Raw genomic sequence first — 19,017 nt, 5'->3', positions numbered from 1 at the left:
TAACAATGGTTATACCAATTGCCCCTTTTAGGGTATGCTTGGGGGTCCTTTCGTTATAAAGCCCATCTCATGCGGCTTCGGTCATAAAAACCGACATAATTTGCAACACTTGTGACACGTGCGGCAGAACCCGGTAACACCTTCCTGACACAGGCCTAATGATGTTTACAGTAATGTAACCTTCCCGTAAAATGCCCGCACACTTTAAACGCCACCAGACTCCCGTGGAATTGAGGTCGTTAAATGAGACTCAGGAAATACAATAAAAGTTTGGGATGGTTGTCATTATTCGCAGGCACTGTATTACTCAGTGGCTGTGATTCTGCACTACTAGACCCCAAAGGACAGATTGGACTGGAACAACGTTCACTGATATTGACGGCTTTTGGCCTGATGTTGATTGTGGTTATTCCAGCCATTTTGATGGCTGTTGGTTTCGCCTGGAAGTATCGTGCGAGCAATAAAGATGCGAAGTATAGCCCGAACTGGTCACACTCCAATAAAGTGGAAGCTGTGGTCTGGACGGTACCTATCCTGATCATCCTGTTCCTTGCCGTACTGACCTGGAAAACCACTCACGCACTTGAGCCGAGCAAGCCGCTGGTTCACGATGAAAAACCTATTACCATCGAAGTGGTCTCCATGGACTGGAAATGGTTCTTCATCTATCCAGAGCAGGGTATTGCTACCGTGAATGAAATCGCCTTCCCGGCGAACACTCCGGTTCAGTTCAAAGTGACCTCCAACTCCGTAATGAACTCCTTCTTCATCCCGCGTCTGGGTAGCCAGATTTACGCGATGGCCGGTATGCAGACTAACCTGCACCTGATCGCGAATGAAGCAGGCACCTATGATGGTATCTCCGCCAGCTATAGCGGCCCGGGCTTCTCAGGTATGAAGTTCAAAGCTATTGCAACGCCAGACCGTGCCGCTTTCGACCAGTGGGTTGAAAAAGCGAAGCAGTCTCCAAACACCATGTCTGACATGGCGGCGTTCGAAAAAGTGGCTGCACCTAGCGAATACAACAAGGTGGAGTACTTCTCTAACGTGAAACCCGATTTGTTCAAAGATGTGATTGGCAAATTTATGGATCACGGCAAGAGCATGGACATGACCCAGCCTGAAGGCGAGCACAGCGCGCACGAAGGTATGGAAGGCATGGACATGAGCCACGCGGAAACCGCTCACTAAGGGGCCGAGGAAGAAAATGTTCGGAAAATTGACACTGGATGCAGTGCCCTACCATGAACCGATTATCGTGGTTACGGTGGCTGCAATTATCATTGGTGGCGCGGCCTTACTGGCCTTAATCACTTACTTCGGTAAGTGGAGCTACCTGTGGAACGAGTGGCTGACTTCGGTTGACCACAAAAAACTCGGTATCATGTACTGCATCGTCGGTATCGTCATGTTAATTCGTGGCTTTGCGGATGCAATCATGATGCGTAGCCAGCAGGCACTCGCCTCTGCGGGTGAAGCCGGCTTCCTGCCACCGCACCACTACGATCAGATCTTTACCGCCCACGGCGTTATCATGATCTTCTTCGTGGCGATGCCGCTGGTTATCGGTCTGATGAACGTGGTCGTTCCGCTGCAAATCGGCGCGCGCGACGTGGCGTTCCCGTTCCTGAACAACCTGAGCTTCTGGTTCACGGTTGTCGGCGTTATCCTGGTTAACCTGTCACTGGGTGTGGGCGAATTCGCGCAGACCGGCTGGCTGGCTTACCCACCGCTGTCAGGAATTGAGTACAGTCCGGGCGTTGGCGTCGACTACTGGATTTGGGCGCTTCAGCTCTCCGGTGTCGGTACAACCCTGACCGGTATCAACTTCTTCGTGACCATTATCAAGATGCGTGCCCCTGGCATGACCATGTTCAAGATGCCGGTATTTACCTGGGCATCTCTGTGCGCCAACATCCTGATTATTGCCTCCTTCCCAATCCTGACCGTCACCATCGCGCTGCTGACCCTGGACCGCTACCTGGGCACCCATTTCTTCACGAATGATATGGGTGGCAACATGATGATGTACATCAACCTGATTTGGGCCTGGGGTCACCCGGAAGTGTACATCCTGGTTCTGCCTGTGTTCGGTGTTTTCTCCGAAATCGCAGCAACCTTCTCGCGTAAACGTCTGTTTGGTTACACCTCTCTGGTGTGGGCAACCGTGTGTATTACCGTTCTGTCGTTCATCGTTTGGCTGCACCACTTCTTCACCATGGGTGCGGGCGCGAACGTAAACGCCTTCTTCGGTATTACCACCATGATTATCGCCATCCCGACCGGGGTGAAGATCTTCAACTGGCTGTTCACCATGTACCAGGGCCGTATCGTGTTCCACTCAGCAATGCTGTGGACCATCGGCTTCATCGTGACCTTCTCCGTAGGTGGGATGACCGGCGTACTGCTGGCGGTACCGGGTGCTGACTTCGTTCTGCACAACAGTCTGTTCCTGATTGCGCACTTCCATAACGTTATCATCGGTGGCGTGGTCTTCGGCTGCTTCGCTGGCGTAACCTACTGGTGGCCAAAAGCGTTCGGCTTCACGCTGAACGAGAAATGGGGTAAACGCGCGTTCTGGTTCTGGATCATCGGCTTCTTCGTGGCATTTATGCCGCTGTACGTGCTGGGCTTCATGGGTATGACCCGTCGTCTGAGCCAGCAGATCGATCCGCAGTTCCACCCAATGCTGATGGTTGCAGCGGGCGGTGCCGTGCTGATTGCCTGTGGTATCGCATCTCAGCTGATTCAGTTCTACGTGTCTATTCGCGACCGCGACCAGAACCGTGACCTGACCGGTGACCCATGGGGTGGCCGTACGCTGGAGTGGGCGACCTCTTCTCCACCGCCTTTCTATAACTTTGCCATCGTGCCGCAGGTTCATGAACGCGACGCATTCTGGGAAATGAAAGAAAAAGGTGAAGCGTACAAGCAACCTGCTCATTACGAAGAGATCCACATGCCGAAAAACAGCGGTGCGGGCATCGTGATTGCCGCTTTCGCGACGGTATTTGGTTTCGCAATGATCTGGCACATCTGGTGGATGGCGATTGTTGGCTTCGCTGGCATCGTAATCAGCTGGATTGTGAAGAGCTTTGACGAGGACGTGGACTACTACGTACCAGTCCGTGAAGTTGAGAAGCTGGAAAATCAGCATTTCGACGAGATTTCTAAAGCGGGGCTGAAAAATGGCAACTGATACTCTGGCGCACTCAACTGCCCACGCGCATGAGCATGCGCACCACGATACAGGACCGACCAAAGTCTTCGGTTTCTGGATCTACCTGATGAGCGACTGCATTCTGTTCTGCTGTCTGTTCGCGACCTATGCCGTTCTGGTGAACGGCACAGCGGGCGGCCCGACCGGCAAGGACATCTTTGAACTGCCGTTCGTTCTGGTTGAAACCGCACTGCTGTTATTCAGCTCCATCACCTACGGCATGGCGGCTATCGCCATGTACAAAAACAACAAGAGCCAGGTTGTGTCCTGGCTGGCGTTGACCTGGCTGTTTGGTGCTGGATTTATCGGGATGGAAATCTATGAATTCCATCACCTGATCATGGAAGGCTTCGGCCCGGATCGCAGTGGCTTCCTGTCCGCGTTCTTCGCGCTGGTCGGCACCCACGGTCTGCACGTGACCTCCGGTCTGATCTGGATGGCAGTACTGATGTTCCAGATCTCCCGTCGCGGCCTGACCAGTACTAACCGTACCCGTATCCTGTGCCTGAGCCTGTTCTGGCACTTCCTGGACGTGGTGTGGATCTGTGTGTTCTCTGTTGTCTATCTGATGGGGGCGATGTAATGAGTCATTCTAACGATCATGGCGCTTCCCACGGCAGCGTAAAAACCTACATGACAGGTTTCATCCTGTCGATCATCCTGACGGTGATCCCGTTCTGGATGGTGATGAGCGGTTCTGCGTCTAAGCCGGTTATCCTGGGTGCAATCCTGGTGACCGCGGTGATTCAGATTCTGGTGCATCTGGTTTGCTTCCTGCACATGAACACCAAGTCCGATGAAGGCTGGAACATGACCGCCTTTATCTTTACCGTGATTATCATCGCTATCCTGGTAGTCGGTTCCATCTGGATTATGTGGAACCTCAACTACAACATGATGGTTCACTAAGAGCGGCGAGTATGTTTAAGCAATACCTGCAAGTAACGAAACCAGGCATCATCTTTGGCAACCTGATCTCCGTGATCGGAGGGTTCCTGCTGGCCTCCAAAGGCAGCATTGATTACACCCTCTTTATCTACACGCTGGTCGGTGTGTCACTGGTTGTTGCGTCCGGTTGTGTATTTAACAACTACATCGACATGGATATCGACAAGAAGATGGAAAGGACCAAAAATCGGGTGCTGGTGAAAGGCCTGATCGCCCCTTCCGTCTCGCTGGTGTACGCCACCTTGCTGGGTATTGCTGGCTTTATGCTGCTGTGGTTTGGTGCTAACCCGCTGGCCTGCTGGCTGGGGGTGATGGGGTTCGTGGTGTATGTGGGCGTCTACAGCCTGTATATGAAGCGTCACTCCGTCTACGGCACGCTGATTGGTTCTCTCTCCGGCGCTGCGCCGCCGGTGATTGGCTACTGCGCGGTCACGAATGAGTTCGACAGCGGTGCGCTGATCCTGCTGGCTATCTTTAGCCTGTGGCAGATGCCGCACTCCTATGCCATCGCGATTTTCCGCTTTAAGGATTATCAGGCAGCGAACATCCCGGTTCTGCCGGTCGTGAAAGGCATCTCCGTTGCCAAGAACCACATCACGCTGTACATCATCGCCTTTGCCGTGGCAACGCTGATGCTCTCTCTGGGTGGTTACGCTGGATACAAATATCTGGCGGTAGCGGCTGCGGTGAGCGTCTGGTGGCTCGGCATGGCGCTGCGCGGTTACAAAGTGGAAGATGACAAAGTCTGGGCGCGCAAGCTGTTTGTGTTCTCGATTGTGGCCATTACTTCACTGTCCGTGATGATGTCCGTGGACTTTATGGTGCCGGATTCACATAACCTGCTGACTTACGTCTGGTAAGCCACAACAGGTGAATAAAGGGGTGCTTCGGCACCCTTTTTTATTCACTGAATCTATTAATAACGCATGTAATATTTGTTAAATAACCCTTTATTTACCCCGCCCCTTCCCCGCACTACACTATGGCCTGCTTTTGAACTGAGGTGGTAATGAACGATTATAAAATGACGCCAGGCGAGCTACGCGCGACCTGGGGCTTAGGGACTGTCTTCTCGCTACGGATGCTTGGCATGTTTATGGTCCTGCCTGTTCTGACCACGTACGGTATGGCGCTGCAGGGGGCCAGCGAGGCGCTGATTGGCCTCGCCATTGGCATTTATGGTCTGGCGCAGGCGGTGTTCCAGATCCCGTTTGGCCTGCTCTCTGACCGGGTGGGCCGCAAGCCGCTGATTGTCGGCGGGCTGCTGGTCTTTGTGCTCGGGAGCGTTATTGCCGCCCTCTCCCACTCCATCTGGGGGATTATTCTTGGCCGCGCGCTGCAGGGCTCCGGTGCGATTGCCGCCGCGGTGATGGCGCTGCTGTCAGACTTAACCCGCGAGCAAAACCGTACCAAAGCGATGGCGTTCATCGGCGTGAGCTTTGGCGTGACGTTTGCGATTGCGATGGTGCTCGGCCCCATCATTACGCACACATTGGGTCTGCACGCCCTGTTCTGGATGATTGCCGTGCTGGCGACCATCGGTATTGCCTTAACCCTGTGGGTGGTTCCGGACAGCAAAAACCACGTCCTCAACCGTGAGTCGGGGATGGTAAAAGGCTGCTTCAGCAAAGTGATTGTCGAGCCGCGCCTGCTTAAGCTGAATTTTGGCATTATGTGTCTGCACATTCTGCTGATGTCGACCTTTGTTGCCCTACCCGGCCAGCTTGCCGCAGCGGGTTTCCCGGCGGCTGAGCACTGGAAAATCTATCTGGTTACGATGCTGATTTCGTTTGTCTCCGTCGTGCCGTTCATCATCTACGCCGAAGTGAAGCGCAAAATGAAGCGCGTCTTCGTGGGCTGCGTGGCAGTCCTGCTGATTGCCGAGATCGTGCTCTGGGGTGCCGGCCCGCACTTCTGGGAGCTGATTGCCGGCGTGCAGCTGTTCTTCCTGGCATTTAACCTGATGGAAGCCCTGCTGCCGTCGCTTATCAGCAAAGAGTCTCCCGCCGGTTACAAAGGCACGGCAATGGGCATTTACTCCACCAGCCAGTTTCTCGGCGTGGCGATCGGCGGCTCGCTTGGCGGCTGGGTGGACGGACTCTTTGATTCACAAACCGTGTTTCTCGCGGGGGCGCTGCTGGCGACAGTCTGGCTGCTGGTCGCCGGTACCATGAAAGAGCCGCGCTACGTGAGCAGTCTGCGCGTAGAAATTCCGGATGATGTGGAGATTAGCGATGTGCTGAAACAGCGTCTGGAAGCTAAAGACGGGGTCACAGAGGTGCTGATTGTTCCCGAAGAGCGCAGCGCTTACGTCAAAATTGACAGTAAGGTGACCAACCGTTTCGAGGTCGAGCAGGCGCTCAAGGCGTGAAAAAAAGCCCGGTTAAACCGGGCTTTTTATATTAATCGCGGAAGTTTTTAAACTGGAACGGCTGCCCCAGATCGCCGCCGCGCACCAGCGCCATCACCGACTGGAGGTCATCGCGGGACTTACCGGTCACGCGAATCTCTTCGCCCTGGATCTGCGCCTGCACCTTCAGCTTGCTGTCTTTGATGAGCTTCACAATCTTCTTCTGCACCGCGCTCTCGATGCCCTGCTTCAACTTGGCTTCCACAAACCAGTTCTTACCGCTGTGCACAAACTCTTCTGGCACATCCAGAGACGTCCCTTCGATGCCGCGCTTTAACAGCTTGGCGCGCAGAATGTCGAGCAACTGATTTACCTGGAAATCAGACTCGCTCAGCACCTTAATGGTCTTATTTGCGTCGTTCAGCTCAAACGACGCCTCAACGCCACGAAAATCGAAACGTGACTCAACTTCGCGGGTTGCGTTCTCAACGCCGTTGCGAACTTCCTGGATATCAACTTCGGAAACAATATCGAAAGATGGCATCTTTTCTTCTCCCTTCACTTTTGTTGCGTTGCATAATACCCGCTACGAGGCATAACTCAACAGAAGCTTAGCTGTATAATTAAGCTGTAACACCTGGCGCAGTTGCAGGTGAGGAGGAACAATGAAAATTACAGTGCTCGGATGTGGAGCCCTTGGTCAGCTATGGCTGACCGCGCTGTGCAAGCACGGACATGAGGTTCAGGGCTGGCTGCGCGTGCCCCAGCCCTATTGCAGTGTAAACCTGATTGGTGAAGACGGAAGCATTTTTAACGAATCCCTCACCGCGAACGATCCTGATTTCCTGGCGCAAAGCGACCTTTTACTGGTGACGCTCAAAGCGTGGCAGGTTTCAGACGCGGTCAAGACACTGGCCGCCCAGCTCCCCCCCACTTCGCCCATACTGCTGCTGCATAACGGCATGGGGACCCTTGACGAGCTGAAAAGCGTTCCGCAGCCCCTGCTGATGGCGACAACCACGCACGCTGCCCGTCGCGACGGCAACATCATCGTGCATGTCGCCAGCGGCGTGACCCACATCGGGCCTGCCAGAACGCAGGATGGGGACTACAGCTATCTTGCCGATGTGTTGCAGAAGGTGCTGCCAGACGTGGCCTGGCATAACCATATTCGTCCACAACTCTGGCGCAAGCTGGCCGTCAACTGCGTGATCAATCCGCTGACGGCGCTGTGGAACTGTCCGAACGGAGAGCTGAAAAATCATCCTCAGGAGGTTGCACTGCTCTGTGCAGAAGTCGCGGCGGTCGTTGAGCGGGAAGGCCTGCATACCTCGGCAGACGATTTGCGCTGTTATGTCGAGCAGGTTATTGAGAGTACGGCTGAGAACATCTCCTCGATGCTGCAGGATGTTCGGGCATTACGCCACACGGAGATCGACTACATCACCGGATATCTGCTAAAACGCGCCCGCGCGCACGGCATCGCGGTGCCGGAAAACGCACGTCTGTATGACCTGGTTAAACGTAAGGAGAGTGAATATGAGCGCGTCGGCACTGATCTGCCTCGCCCCTGGTAGCGAAGAGATGGAAGCGGTCACCACCATTGATCTGATGGTGCGCGGCGGTATTAACGTGACAACCGCCAGCGTCGCCAGCGACGGCAGCCTGGCGATTACCTGCTCGCGCGGCGTGAAGCTGCTGGCCGATGCCCCGCTCGTGCAGGTGGCCGACGGGGATTACGACATCATTGTCCTGCCCGGAGGCCTGAAGGGCGCGGAGTATTTTCGCGACAGCCCGCTGCTGGTTGAGACCGTGCGTCAGTTTCATTTATCCGGGCGCATTGTCGCGGCAATCTGCGCCGCCGCCGGCACGGTGCTGGTTCCGCACGAAATTTTCCCCATCGGCAATATGACCGGCTTCCCGGGGCTGAAAGACACCATTCCGGAAGATCAGTGGGTGGACAAACGCGTCGTCTGGGATCCGCGCGTCAACCTGCTGACCAGCCAGGGCCCGGGCACCGCGATTGATTTTGGCTTAAAGATTATCGACCTACTGGTCGGGCGCGAGAAGGCGTACGAAGTGGCGTCATCGCTGGTGATGCCAGCGGGGATTTATAATTACTATGAAGAGTAGCGCATAAAAAAAGCCGGGTGGCGCGAGGTAAAAGCAAAACGGCAACCAAAGGTTGCCGTTTTTAATGTTTGCGCCCTCTCCCCGTGGGAGAGGGTCGGGGTGAGGGCATCAGGCCGCACGCTACGGACGATACACCTTCACATTCGCGAAGCCCTGCTCGCGCAGATACAGCGCCTGAAGGCGACTCATCACCCCACGCTCACACCACAGCAGGTACGTTTTGCTCTGGTCGAGGTCGCCAAACTTCGTGCTCAGCTTATAGAACGGCAGAGAAACCACTTCCACGCCATCCACCTGCAGCGGTTTGTCATCCTGCTCGTCAATGGAGCGGATATCCAGAATCGCGTCGTTCGCGCCGAAACCGCTCACGGTCTCCACTTCAACCACGTCCTGCTCGGTCTGCTGGGCAATCTCGCGAATATCAATGTTGGACGCTTCTTCCACCACTTTATCCAGAATGCTGAAATCGAAGTTCTCTTCTTCCGCTTCGATCTTCGCCTTCACCGCTTTCACCGTTGGGCTTTTTGAGATCACGCCGCAGTATTCCGGCATGGTGCGGGCAAAATCTTCGGTGCCGATTTCGCGCGCCAGATCGATGATGTGTTCTTTATCGTGAGAGATCAGCGGACGCAGGATCAGCGTATCAGACACGTTGTCGATCAGGCGCAGGTTGGTCAGCGTCTGGCTGGAGACCTGGCCCAGCGCTTCGCCGGTGACAAGCGCCTGCACGCCGTAGCGTTCAGCCACTTTGGACGCCGCACGCACCATCATGCGCTTCAGGATGACGCCCATCTGGCCGTCGTCCACTTTCTCCAGAATCTCGCCGACCACCGGTTCGAAATTAATTGCCACGAAACGCACGCGGTGGGAGCTGCCGAAGCGGTTCCACAGGTAATGCGCCACCTGACGAACGCCGATCTCGTGCGCCGCGCCGCCCAGGTTGAAGAAGCAGTAGTGTACGCGGCAGCCGCGGCGCATCAGCATATAGCTGGAGACGCCAGAGTCAAAGCCGCCGGAGATCAGGGACAGGACGTCTTCCTGGGTGCCGATCGGGAAGCCGCCGATGCCTTCATAGCGGCCTTTCACCAGCAGCAGGCGATCGTTTTCGATCTCCAGATTGACGGTCACGTCCGGGTTGGTCAGACGCACGCGCGCAGACTCGACGTGCTGGTTCAGACCGCCGCCAACGTAACGTTCCACTTCAATGGAGCTGAACTCGTGCTTGCCGCGACGCTTCACGCGCACGCAGAAGGTTTTGCCTTCGATCTGGTCGCGGTACTGGACCAGCGCTTTCTCGAAGATGTCGTGCATATCGCTGAACGGGACATCTTCCACTTCCAGGATATGGTGGATACCTGGAATACGGGTCAGGGCGTCGCGAATATCCTGACGTTTGTTTTCGTCTTTGGCACGGACCTCAACGTGGTCCCAGTGGCGCACCACGGCGAGGGTTTCGTCGTAGTGCTTTAATACGTTACGAATGTTCCCGGTGAGAATTTTAATAAAGCGCAAACGCACAGATTGGCTTTTGATGGTGATTTCAGGGAACAATTTAATGATAAACTTCATGGCGGCAATGTTTCTTAGGCAAGCCTGTTAAGGCTTGTAATGGAAAAGAGTACAGCAGCCCACACCCGTGGCTGCATCCAGGCGCGCAAGTATACCACCATCGCGCCGCTCCTGTGCACATTGCGCGTTATTTGCTTATCCGCCCGAGTCCGTTACCATGTCGGGGCGAAGAATATAAGAGTCAATTCACTATGCCGAAGAAGAACGACGCACCGGCCAGTTTCGAAACTGCGCTGAGTGAACTGGAGCAAATTGTTACCCGCCTCGAGAGCGGCGATCTCCCGCTGGAAGAGGCGCTCAACGAATTCGAGCGCGGCGTCCAGCTGGCGCGCCAGGGTCAGGTTAAGCTGCAGCAGGCCGAACAGCGCGTGCAGATCCTGCTGTCCGACAGCGAAGAGGCGAAAACCACGCCTTTCACACCGGACGCCGAGTAAATGGATTTTGCCAACGAGCTTCAGGCGCGTGTCGTGCGCGCCAACGACGCCCTGCGCCGTTTTATTGCGCCACAGCCTTTTCAGAACACTCCACTGGTTGAAGCCATGCACTATGGCGCACTCTTGGGTGGAAAGCGACTGCGCCCGTTCCTGGTGTACGCCACAGGCAACATGTTTGGCATCAGTGATAACACGCTGGACGCCCCGGCAGCCGCCGTTGAGTGCATCCATGCCTACTCGCTGATCCACGACGATCTCCCGGCCATGGACGACGACGACTTGCGTCGGGGTCAACCCACCTGCCATATCAAGTTTGGCGAAGCGAATGCCATTCTGGCGGGTGATGCCCTGCAGACGCTGGCGTTCTCGATTCTGAGCGACGCGCCAATGGCCGAAGTGGCTGACCGTGACCGTCTGGCAATGATTTCCGAACTGGCCATGGCCAGCGGCGTGGCGGGCATGTGCGGCGGACAGGCTCTGGATCTTGAAGCCGAAGGACGTCAGGTTAATCTGGAACAGCTGGAGCGTATTCATCGCCATAAAACCGGGGCATTGATTCGTTCAGCCGTTCGTCTTGGCGCGCTGAGCGCGGGTGAGCAAGGGCGCAAAGCCCTGCCGATTCTGGACAGATACGCAGAAAGTATCGGTCTGGCATTCCAGGTTCAGGATGACATTCTGGATGTGGTGGGCGATACTGCAACATTGGGTAAACGTCAGGGTGCGGACCAGCAGCTTGGCAAAAGTACCTACCCCGCCCTGCTGGGTCTTGAGCAAGCCCAACGTAAAGCCCGGGATCTGATTGACGATGCCCGCCAGTCGCTGAATCAGCTGGCCGCGCAATCGCTGGATACCTCGGCACTGGAAGCGCTAGCGGACTATATAATCCAGCGTGATAAATAAACTATATATCTCGATGAGCCTTTGATGAGTTTTGATATTGCCAAATACCCGACACTGGCGTTAGTTGACTCCACCCAGGAGTTACGTCTGTTGCCGAAAGAGAGCCTGCCGAAGCTATGCGACGAACTGCGTCGCTACCTGCTCGACAGCGTAAGCCGCTCCAGCGGCCATTTCGCCTCCGGGCTTGGCACGGTAGAGCTGACCGTGGCGCTGCACTACGTCTATAACACGCCGTTCGATCAGCTGATCTGGGACGTGGGTCACCAGGCTTATCCGCACAAAATTCTGACCGGACGTCGCGATAAAATTGGCACCATTCGTCAGAAAGGCGGTCTGCACCCGTTCCCGTGGCGCGGGGAGAGCGAGTACGACGTATTGAGCGTCGGGCACTCCTCCACCTCTATTTCTGCGGGCATCGGGATTGCCGTTGCCGCCGAAAAAGAGAACAAGCAGCGCCGCACCGTCTGCGTGATTGGCGACGGTGCCATCACTGCCGGTATGGCCTTTGAGGCCATGAACCACGCGGGCGACATCAAGCCGGACATGCTGGTTGTGCTTAACGATAACGAAATGTCGATTTCTGAAAACGTTGGCGCGCTGAACAACCATCTGGCGCAGCTGCTCTCCGGCAAGCTTTACTCCTCGCTGCGTGAAGGCGGCAAGAAAGTCTTCTCCGGCGTACCGCCGATCAAAGAGCTGCTCAAGCGTACCGAAGAGCACATCAAAGGCATGGTCGTGCCGGGCACCCTGTTTGAAGAGCTGGGCTTTAACTATATCGGCCCGGTTGACGGCCATGACGTGCTGGGACTGGTGACCACGCTCAAGAACATGCGTGACCTGAAAGGCCCGCAGTTCCTGCACATCATGACCAAAAAAGGCCGTGGTTACGAGCCGGCGGAAAAAGATCCGATTACCTTCCACGCGGTACCGAAATTTGACCCGTCCAGCGGCTGTCTGCCAAAAAGCAGCGGCGGCATGCCGAGCTATTCAAAAATCTTCGGCGACTGGCTGTGCGAAACCGCCGCAAAAGACAATAAGCTGATGGCGATCACCCCGGCCATGCGCGAAGGCTCCGGCATGGTGGAGTTCTCCAGAAAATACCCTGACCAGTATTTCGACGTGGCCATTGCCGAGCAGCACGCGGTGACGTTTGCCGCGGGCCTGGCGATCGGCGGCTACAAACCGGTTGTGGCTATCTATTCCACCTTCCTGCAGCGCGCCTACGATCAGGTGATCCACGACGTGGCGATCCAGAAGCTGCCGGTGCTGTTTGCTATCGATCGTGCGGGCATCGTCGGTGCCGACGGCCAGACGCACCAGGGCGCGTTTGACCTGTCGTTCCTGCGCTGCATTCCGGATATGGTGATTATGACGCCAAGCGACGAGAACGAATGTCGTCAGATGCTGTTTACCGGCTACCACTATCAGGATGGCCCTAGCGCCGTTCGCTACCCGCGCGGCAATGCGGTGGGCGTTGAGCTGCAGCCGCTGGAGAAGCTGGCGATCGGTAAAGGTCTGGTCAAACGTCGCGGTGAAAAAGTGGCGATTCTGAACTTCGGCACGCTGATGCCTGAGGCGGCGAAAGTGGCTGAAACGCTGAACGCCACCCTGGTCGATATGCGCTTTGTGAAACCGCTCGACGAATCCCTGATCCTGAGTATGGCTGAGGCGCATGACGTGCTGGTCACGCTGGAAGAGAACGCGATTATGGGCGGTGCGGGCAGCGGCGTGAACGAGGTGCTGATGGCAAACCGTAAAGCCGTTCCGGTGCTGAACCTCGGCCTGCCGGACCATTTCATTCCGCAAGGTACCCAGGACGAAGCCCGCGCGGCGATTGGCCTGGACGCTGCCGGTATCGAAGCAAAAATCCGCGCCTGGCTGGACTGAACCCTCCCCTTTTCCGCTCCTGCTATGCTTAAACGTATTGTTTAAACAGCAGGAGCGGACCGTGCAATACACAACATTAGGAAAAACAGATCTTAAGGTATCCCGGCTTTGTTTGGGATGCATGACCTTTGGCGAACCCGATCGGGGAAACCACGCCTGGACGCTGCCGGAAGAGAGCAGCCGTCCGATTATCAAACGCGCCATCGAGGGCGGCATTAACTTCTTTGACACCGCCAACAGCTATTCCGACGGCAGCAGCGAGGAGATTGTCGGCCGCGCCCTGCGTGATTTTGCCCGTCGGGAAGACATCGTGGTTGCCACCAAGGTGTACTATCCGGTGGGCGACCTGGCTCAGGGCCTTTCTCGCGCGCAAATCCTGCGTTCCATTGATGATAGCCTCAGGCGTCTGAACATGGATTACGTCGACCTGCTGCAAATTCACCGCTGGGATTACAACACGCCCATTGAGGAGACGCTGGAAGCACTCAACGACGTCGTCAAAGCCGGTAAAGCGCGCTATATCGGCGCGTCATCTATGCATGCCTCGCAGTTTGCTCAGGCGCTGGATCTGCAGGCACAGCACGGCTGGGCGCGCTTCGTCACCATGCAGGACCACTACAATCTGATCTACCGTGAAGAAGAACGTGAGATGCTGCCGCTGTGCCATCAGGAGGGCGTGGCGGTGATCCCGTGGAGCCCGCTCGCGCGCGGCCGCCTGACCCGTCCGTGGGGAGAAACCACGGCCCGTCTGGTCTCGGATGAAGTGGGAAAAAATCTCTACGAAGGAACAGAGGCCAGCGATGCCCTGATCGCTGAACGCTTAGCCGGAATTGCCGACGATACCGGCGCAACCCGCGCCCAGGTAGCGCTGGCGTGGCTGCTGGGTAAACGCGGCGTCGCGGCGCCGATTATCGGCACATCCCGGGAAGAGCAGCTTGATGAACTCCTGAATGCAGTGGATATCACGCTAACGCCGGAGCAGGTTGCCGAGCTGGAGACGCCGTATCAGCAGCATCCGGTGGTGGGGTTTAAGTAAGCCCCATCTTTTGTAGGCCGGGTAAGGCGGAACCGCCCCCCGGCAATACAGAGCGCACAAACTCACGCGAAGTGATCGTACCCTTTCCAGTCCAGCGTAACCGGCTCACCGTCTTTCACAAACTTCAGCCCTTCACTCTCCGGCATGATCTGCCCAATACAGGTGAATTTCGCGCCGAGGTGCGCTAATGCCACGTCGAGCGTTCCGCGGTTCAGCTCCGGAACGGTAAAGCACAGCTCATAATCTTCGCCACCGGACAGCGCCCAGCGCAGTGCCTGCTCAGGTTCGACATGACGAAGCAGTTCCTCTGACAGCGGGAACAGATCCAGGTCAACGCGCGCGCCGACACCGCTGGCCTTCAGAATATGGCCAAGATCTGAGATCAGCCCGTCAGAGAGATCGATAGCCGAGCTTGCCCGCTCGCGCAGCGCCTGACCGTGCAGAATACGCGGCGTCGGGCGCAGATGGCGTTTCACCAGATACGCCGCATCGTCAGCGTTCTTCACGGTTAAGCGATCCTGAAGAATCGCCAGGCCCGCGGCGCTGTCGCCCGGTGTACCGGTCACGTAGATCCAGTCGCCGGGTTTTGCACCCGAACGCTTCAGCGCGCGACCAAGCGGTACATAGCCATGGATCGCCAGCGTCATAGACAGCGGCCCGGCAGTGGTATCACCGCCAATCAGCTGCATATCGTAGTAGTTAAGCTGCTCAAACAGCGCATCGCTGAAAGCTTCAAGCCAGGCTTCGTCTACCTCAGGCAGCGTCAGCGCCAGGGTTAACCACGCGGGATCGGCCCCCATCGCCGCCAGATCGCTGACGTTAACCGCCAGTGCCTTATACGCCAGATCGGCAGGATCGATATCCGGTAAAAAATGACGTCCGCACACTAAGGTGTCGGTGCTGATTGCCAGCGTCTGTTTTTCGGGAATATTGAGAAGTGCACAGTCATCGCCGATGCCGGTTTCAACATCAAGACGAGAGGTTCTGACACGGTCGAAATAACGGGCAATCAGGGAGAATTCGCCGCATGCCATACGTTATGCCTCAGCAAATAAAAGAAAAAACCGGAGCCGCACTGCCCGTCAGGCAATGCAGAACTCCGGTTTGCGGATCACTTTTTGTGGGGACGGATCGCAGGTGCTGCTTTATCAAGTACGCCGTTTACAAACTTATGGCTGTCTTCAGCGCCGAAGGTTTTCGCCAGTTCGATCGCTTCGTTGATGGCCACTTTGTACGGCACATCATCACGTTTAGACAGCTCAAACAACGCAATGCGCAACACTGCTTTTTCTACCTGACCCAGCTCTTCGAGCAGACGGGACAGGTAAGGTTTCATCAGACCATCGAGATACGCGCTATTAGTCGCCACTCCCGACAGCAGTTCACGGAAGTACAGAACGTCAACGTCTTTCACGTCCTGTTCTGACAGGAACTGGTATTCAACATCAGCGATGTCGTTCTGGGACAACTGCCAGGAGTAAAGTGCCTGGACGGCACATTCACGGGCGCGGCGACGAGCAGCAGGTTTCACGGAATTCCCCTTACAAAAAAATCAGGCCTTGATGGCTTTCAATACATTGATCATTTCAAGCGCGGTCAGTGCAGCTTCTGCACCTTTGTTACCGGCTTTGGTGCCAGCACGTTCGATGGCTTGTTCAATACTTTCGGTGGTCAGCACGCCGAACGCGACAGGAATTTCAGCATCCTGCGCAACGTGTGCCAGACCGTTGCTTGCACCGCCCGCAACGTATTCGAAGTGCGCAGTGCCGCCACGAATTACGGTACCCAGCGCAATCACCGCGTCGTATTTACCGATTTTCGCCAGCGCGCCCGCCGCCAGTGGCAGTTCGTAAGCGCCTGGAACCCAAACAACGGTAATGTTGTCATCTTTAACCTGGCCGATACGTTTCAGGGCGTCAATGGCACCTTCCAGCAGGCTGTCGTTGATGAAGTTGTTGAAACGCGCAATGGTGATGGCGACGCGAGCGTCCGGGGTAGCTACAGCAGCTTCAATAATGTTCATACTCTTCCTTTACGGGTTCATTTGGCCCCGCAGGGGGGCGGATTTTATCATAATACTTTGCGCACTGCTTCCCTATTTCGGGAGCAATTACGCTGTCGTTAAGTGGAGGCAGACATCCGGACCTACCGGACGAATCTCGCTGAATTTGAGTTGTGGTGCATCGGCCAGTTTTTCAAGGCCGGGCAGCACAAACAGGCCGCGCGCGTCGTGACCTAACAGTTTAGGCGCAACGTAAACAAGCAGTTCATCCACCAGTCCGGCCTGTAAGAGCGCACCGGCGAGCGTTGGCCCCGCTTCCACCCAGATACTGTTCACCTGTTGCTTGCCGAGCAGCATCATCAGCACCACGAGATCCAGATGGCCGTTATGCTCCGGCACCATGATGCTGCGCACGCCTTCCGGCCATGCGCGCGTATCGTCCTTCGTGCGGGCAATCCAGGTTTCACCCGGCTGCTGGACGATGCGGTGCTCCGGCGTCACGCGGTTCTGACTATCAATGATAATACGCAGCGGCTGACGCAGGTTCTCCTGCGGGTACAGGGCCTGGGTATCGGCATTCAGCTCGTCCCAGCGCACGGTCATGGCCGGATCGTCAGTCAGAACGGTTTCACTGCTGGTGAGAATAGCATGGCTTTGCGCGCGCAGACGTTGCACATCGCGCCTTGCCTGTGGCGAGGTGATCCACTGACTCTCGCCGTTTGCCATTGCCGTACGACCGTCCAGCGAGGCGCCCAGCTTAAGCTGGATATACGGGAACCCGGTACGCATGCGCTTCAGGAAACCTTTGTTGAGCGCTTCCGCGTCCTGCATCATCAGGCCATGGCTGACGTCAATGCCTTCCTGCTGCAGGCGATACAGACCCCGTCCGGCCACCTGCGGATTCGGATCCTGCATCGATGCGACCACGCGCGAAACCCCCGCGGCAATCAACGCGTCGCAGCACGGCGGCGTACGCCCGTGATGGCTGCAGGGCTCCAGCGTAACGTAGGCTGTAGCGCCGCGCGCCTTCTCGCCGGCCATGCGCAGCGCATGAACCTCAGCATGCGGTTCGCCTGCGCGATAGTGAAAGCCCTCCCCCACGATCTCGCCATCTTTAACGATAACGCACCCGACGTTCGGGTTGGGATGGGTCGTAAAACGACCGCGCTGCGCCAGCTTCATGGCTCGCGCCATGTACATCTCATCGTGCATGAGCTTAATCCTGTAAGCGGGCGATCTCTTCGCCAAACTCTTTGATATCTTCGAAGCTGCGGTAGACCGAAGCAAAGCGGATATAGGCGACCTTATCGAGCTTTTTCAGCTGCTCCATCACCAGGTTACCGATCATTTTGCTCGGCACTTCACGCTCACCCAAACCACGAAGGTAAGATTTTATGTGGTTTAACGCCATCTCCACGTCGTCCGCGCTGACAGGACGTTTTTCAAGGGCCTTCAGCATTCCGCTGCGCAGTTTCTCTTCGTTAAACGGCTCACGCACGTCGTTACTTTTTACCACGCGCGGCATGACCAGCTCTGCCACCTCAAAGGTCGTAAAACGCTCGTTGCACACCAGACACTGCCGACGACGGCGTACGGATGACCCTTCGCCCACCAGGCGAGAGTCGATGACTTTGGTATCCACAGCGGAGCAGAATGGGCAATGCATACGGTATCCCTGTTATCTGGTTAACTGATTTTCATTTTACCCTGATCTGGCCTGACAACAAAGGAAGAGCTTTTTGAGACAAAGGATCTATGTCTGACACAATGATGCTGGCTACCATTAGGACGATCCGTTATTTCAAGGAAATAAACGCAATGACAAGACGTTACCTGAAAATATTGCTGGTGGGGAGCCTCTTCACCCTTAGCGCCTGTGCACAGCAAACCGAAGTCCGTCAGTTGAAACAGAGCGTCAATACGCTCAATACGGCGATGGACAAGCTGAACAAAGAAACGGTGAAAATCACCCAGCAAAACGCGCTGAATGCCAAATCCAGCAGCGGGGTTTATCTGCTGCCGGGCGCGAATACGCCTGCGCGGCTCAATAGTCAGATCGGCACGCTAAAAATGTCTCTGGTGAATGTGGCGGCGAATGCAGATGGTACTCGCGCAACATTACGTATACAGGGAGAGTCCAACGATCCGCTTCCGGCCTTCAGCGGCACTGTCGAGTGGGGCCAGATCCAGGGCACCACGGAGAATTACCAGGAGGTGAACGTGAAGAATCAACTCTTCACCGCCCCGGCCAGTGTTTTAGCACCAAGCGATGTGGATATCCCGCTTCAGTTAAGCGGTCTTACGCCGGAACAGTTAGGCTTTATCCGCATTCACGACATTCAACCCGCCGCGCACTAATCCCCTCCTTTTTAGCGGAGTGAAATGTCACTCCGCTAACATTTACATTTCGTATGGATTGGCAACATAAATGATTGCCGCTACAATCCCGGCCGTTTAAAGTACGCAAACGTGAACGCAATCGATTACGCGTGTGAGAGATATGTGAAACAACACATATTTTTGTGAGCAGGGATTCCT

General features: G+C 55.9%; 20 protein-coding genes. 13 read left to right on the top strand and 7 right to left on the bottom strand.

What is annotated here, in order from left to right; translation table 11 throughout:
* The first annotated feature begins 243 nt into the window (after positions 1-243).
* The 6 genes from cyoA to BFG58_RS17910 all read left to right on the top strand — a co-directional run bounded on the left by cyoA (position 244) and on the right by BFG58_RS17910 (position 6,539).
* Positions 244-1,191: a cytochrome o ubiquinol oxidase subunit II gene (cyoA, locus tag BFG58_RS17935; protein WP_008503322.1), complete on the top strand. Its 948-nt coding sequence runs from the start codon at positions 244-246 to the stop codon at positions 1,189-1,191.
* A gap of 16 nt (positions 1,192-1,207) precedes the next feature.
* Positions 1,208-3,199, top strand: coding sequence for a cytochrome o ubiquinol oxidase subunit I (gene cyoB, locus BFG58_RS17930; RefSeq protein ID WP_014168864.1), 1,992 nt, complete (start codon positions 1,208-1,210; stop codon positions 3,197-3,199).
* The gene (locus BFG58_RS17925; RefSeq protein ID WP_008503324.1) at positions 3,189-3,803 is read left to right on the top strand and encodes a cytochrome o ubiquinol oxidase subunit III; all 615 of its coding nucleotides are present in this window, start codon (positions 3,189-3,191) and stop codon (positions 3,801-3,803) included. Before cyoB ends, BFG58_RS17925 begins: the two co-directional genes overlap by 11 nt.
* On the top strand, positions 3,803-4,129 hold the full coding sequence (locus BFG58_RS17920; protein WP_006176899.1) for a cytochrome o ubiquinol oxidase subunit IV: 327 nt from the start codon (positions 3,803-3,805) through the stop codon (positions 4,127-4,129). Before BFG58_RS17925 ends, BFG58_RS17920 begins: the two co-directional genes overlap by 1 nt.
* Before the next feature lie 11 nt (positions 4,130-4,140).
* Positions 4,141-5,028 (top strand): heme o synthase, encoded by an 888-nt coding sequence (cyoE, locus tag BFG58_RS17915; RefSeq protein ID WP_013095848.1) that lies wholly within the window; start codon positions 4,141-4,143, stop codon positions 5,026-5,028.
* Between the two features lie 149 nt (positions 5,029-5,177).
* On the top strand, positions 5,178-6,539 hold the full coding sequence (locus BFG58_RS17910) for an MFS transporter (protein ID WP_069720231.1): 1,362 nt from the start codon (positions 5,178-5,180) through the stop codon (positions 6,537-6,539).
* Positions 6,540-6,570: 31 nt separating this feature from the next.
* Here BFG58_RS17910 and BFG58_RS17905 read toward each other — a convergent pair whose 3' ends face one another.
* Complete coding sequence (locus tag BFG58_RS17905; protein ID WP_023334701.1) at positions 6,571-7,062, bottom strand: YajQ family cyclic di-GMP-binding protein; 492 nt, start codon at positions 7,060-7,062, stop codon at positions 6,571-6,573.
* A gap of 121 nt (positions 7,063-7,183) precedes the next feature.
* Here BFG58_RS17905 and panE point away from each other — a divergent pair, with 121 nt between their 5' ends.
* Positions 7,184-8,095, top strand: coding sequence for a 2-dehydropantoate 2-reductase (panE, locus tag BFG58_RS17900; protein WP_023616113.1), 912 nt, complete (start codon positions 7,184-7,186; stop codon positions 8,093-8,095).
* Positions 8,058-8,651 (top strand): protein deglycase YajL, encoded by a 594-nt coding sequence (yajL, locus tag BFG58_RS17895; protein ID WP_069720230.1) that lies wholly within the window; start codon positions 8,058-8,060, stop codon positions 8,649-8,651. The genes panE and yajL overlap by 38 nt, the downstream gene beginning before the upstream one ends.
* A gap of 120 nt (positions 8,652-8,771) precedes the next feature.
* Here the strand turns inward: yajL and thiI are convergent, their stop codons facing one another.
* Positions 8,772-10,220, bottom strand: coding sequence for a tRNA uracil 4-sulfurtransferase ThiI (thiI, locus tag BFG58_RS17890; protein WP_048030084.1), 1,449 nt, complete (start codon positions 10,218-10,220; stop codon positions 8,772-8,774).
* Between the two features lie 191 nt (positions 10,221-10,411).
* Between thiI and xseB the strand changes: the two genes are divergently transcribed.
* The 4 genes from xseB (at position 10,412) to BFG58_RS17870 (ending at position 14,477) form a co-directional block, all read left to right on the top strand.
* Positions 10,412-10,654 (top strand): exodeoxyribonuclease VII small subunit, encoded by a 243-nt coding sequence (gene xseB, locus BFG58_RS17885; RefSeq protein ID WP_045909783.1) that lies wholly within the window; start codon positions 10,412-10,414, stop codon positions 10,652-10,654.
* A complete protein-coding gene (ispA, locus tag BFG58_RS17880; RefSeq protein ID WP_045909784.1) occupies positions 10,655-11,554 on the top strand; it encodes a (2E,6E)-farnesyl diphosphate synthase in 900 nt (299 codons plus the stop codon). It abuts the gene before it with no gap.
* 24 nt (positions 11,555-11,578) lie between these two features.
* Positions 11,579-13,441, top strand: coding sequence for a 1-deoxy-D-xylulose-5-phosphate synthase (gene dxs / locus BFG58_RS17875; protein WP_048030083.1), 1,863 nt, complete (start codon positions 11,579-11,581; stop codon positions 13,439-13,441).
* Between the two features lie 61 nt (positions 13,442-13,502).
* The gene (locus BFG58_RS17870) at positions 13,503-14,477 is read left to right on the top strand and encodes an aldo/keto reductase (protein WP_045909786.1); all 975 of its coding nucleotides are present in this window, start codon (positions 13,503-13,505) and stop codon (positions 14,475-14,477) included.
* Positions 14,478-14,539: 62 nt separating this feature from the next.
* Here the strand turns inward: BFG58_RS17870 and thiL are convergent, their stop codons facing one another.
* The 5 genes from thiL to nrdR form a co-directional block, all read right to left on the bottom strand.
* Positions 14,540-15,511, bottom strand: coding sequence for a thiamine-phosphate kinase (thiL, locus tag BFG58_RS17865; RefSeq protein WP_069720229.1), 972 nt, complete (start codon positions 15,509-15,511; stop codon positions 14,540-14,542).
* A gap of 77 nt (positions 15,512-15,588) precedes the next feature.
* Positions 15,589-16,008 (bottom strand): transcription antitermination factor NusB, encoded by a 420-nt coding sequence (gene nusB, locus BFG58_RS17860; protein ID WP_006809908.1) that lies wholly within the window; start codon positions 16,006-16,008, stop codon positions 15,589-15,591.
* Between the two features lie 21 nt (positions 16,009-16,029).
* Positions 16,030-16,500 (bottom strand): 6,7-dimethyl-8-ribityllumazine synthase, encoded by a 471-nt coding sequence (gene ribE, locus BFG58_RS17855; RefSeq protein ID WP_069720228.1) that lies wholly within the window; start codon positions 16,498-16,500, stop codon positions 16,030-16,032.
* 87 nt (positions 16,501-16,587) lie between these two features.
* A complete protein-coding gene (gene ribD, locus BFG58_RS17850; protein ID WP_069720227.1) occupies positions 16,588-17,691 on the bottom strand; it encodes a bifunctional diaminohydroxyphosphoribosylaminopyrimidine deaminase/5-amino-6-(5-phosphoribosylamino)uracil reductase RibD in 1,104 nt (367 codons plus the stop codon).
* Positions 17,692-17,695: 4 nt separating this feature from the next.
* The gene (gene nrdR, locus BFG58_RS17845; RefSeq protein WP_008503337.1) at positions 17,696-18,145 is read right to left on the bottom strand and encodes a transcriptional regulator NrdR; all 450 of its coding nucleotides are present in this window, start codon (positions 18,143-18,145) and stop codon (positions 17,696-17,698) included.
* A gap of 152 nt (positions 18,146-18,297) precedes the next feature.
* On the opposite strand from nrdR, the gene BFG58_RS17840 reads away from it, so the two are divergent.
* Entirely contained in the window at positions 18,298-18,837 is a 540-nt protein-coding gene (locus tag BFG58_RS17840) for a DUF3251 domain-containing protein (protein ID WP_045909789.1), read from the top strand.
* Positions 18,838-19,017 lie beyond the last annotated feature (180 nt).

Origin of the sequence: Enterobacter sp. ku-bf2, assembly GCF_001742765.1 — a bacterium.
Taxonomy (GTDB): Bacteria; Pseudomonadota; Gammaproteobacteria; order Enterobacterales; family Enterobacteriaceae; genus Enterobacter; species Enterobacter quasiroggenkampii.
Note: the sequence above shows the minus strand (reverse complement) of the source record. Positions and strands in the feature narration are given on the sequence as shown.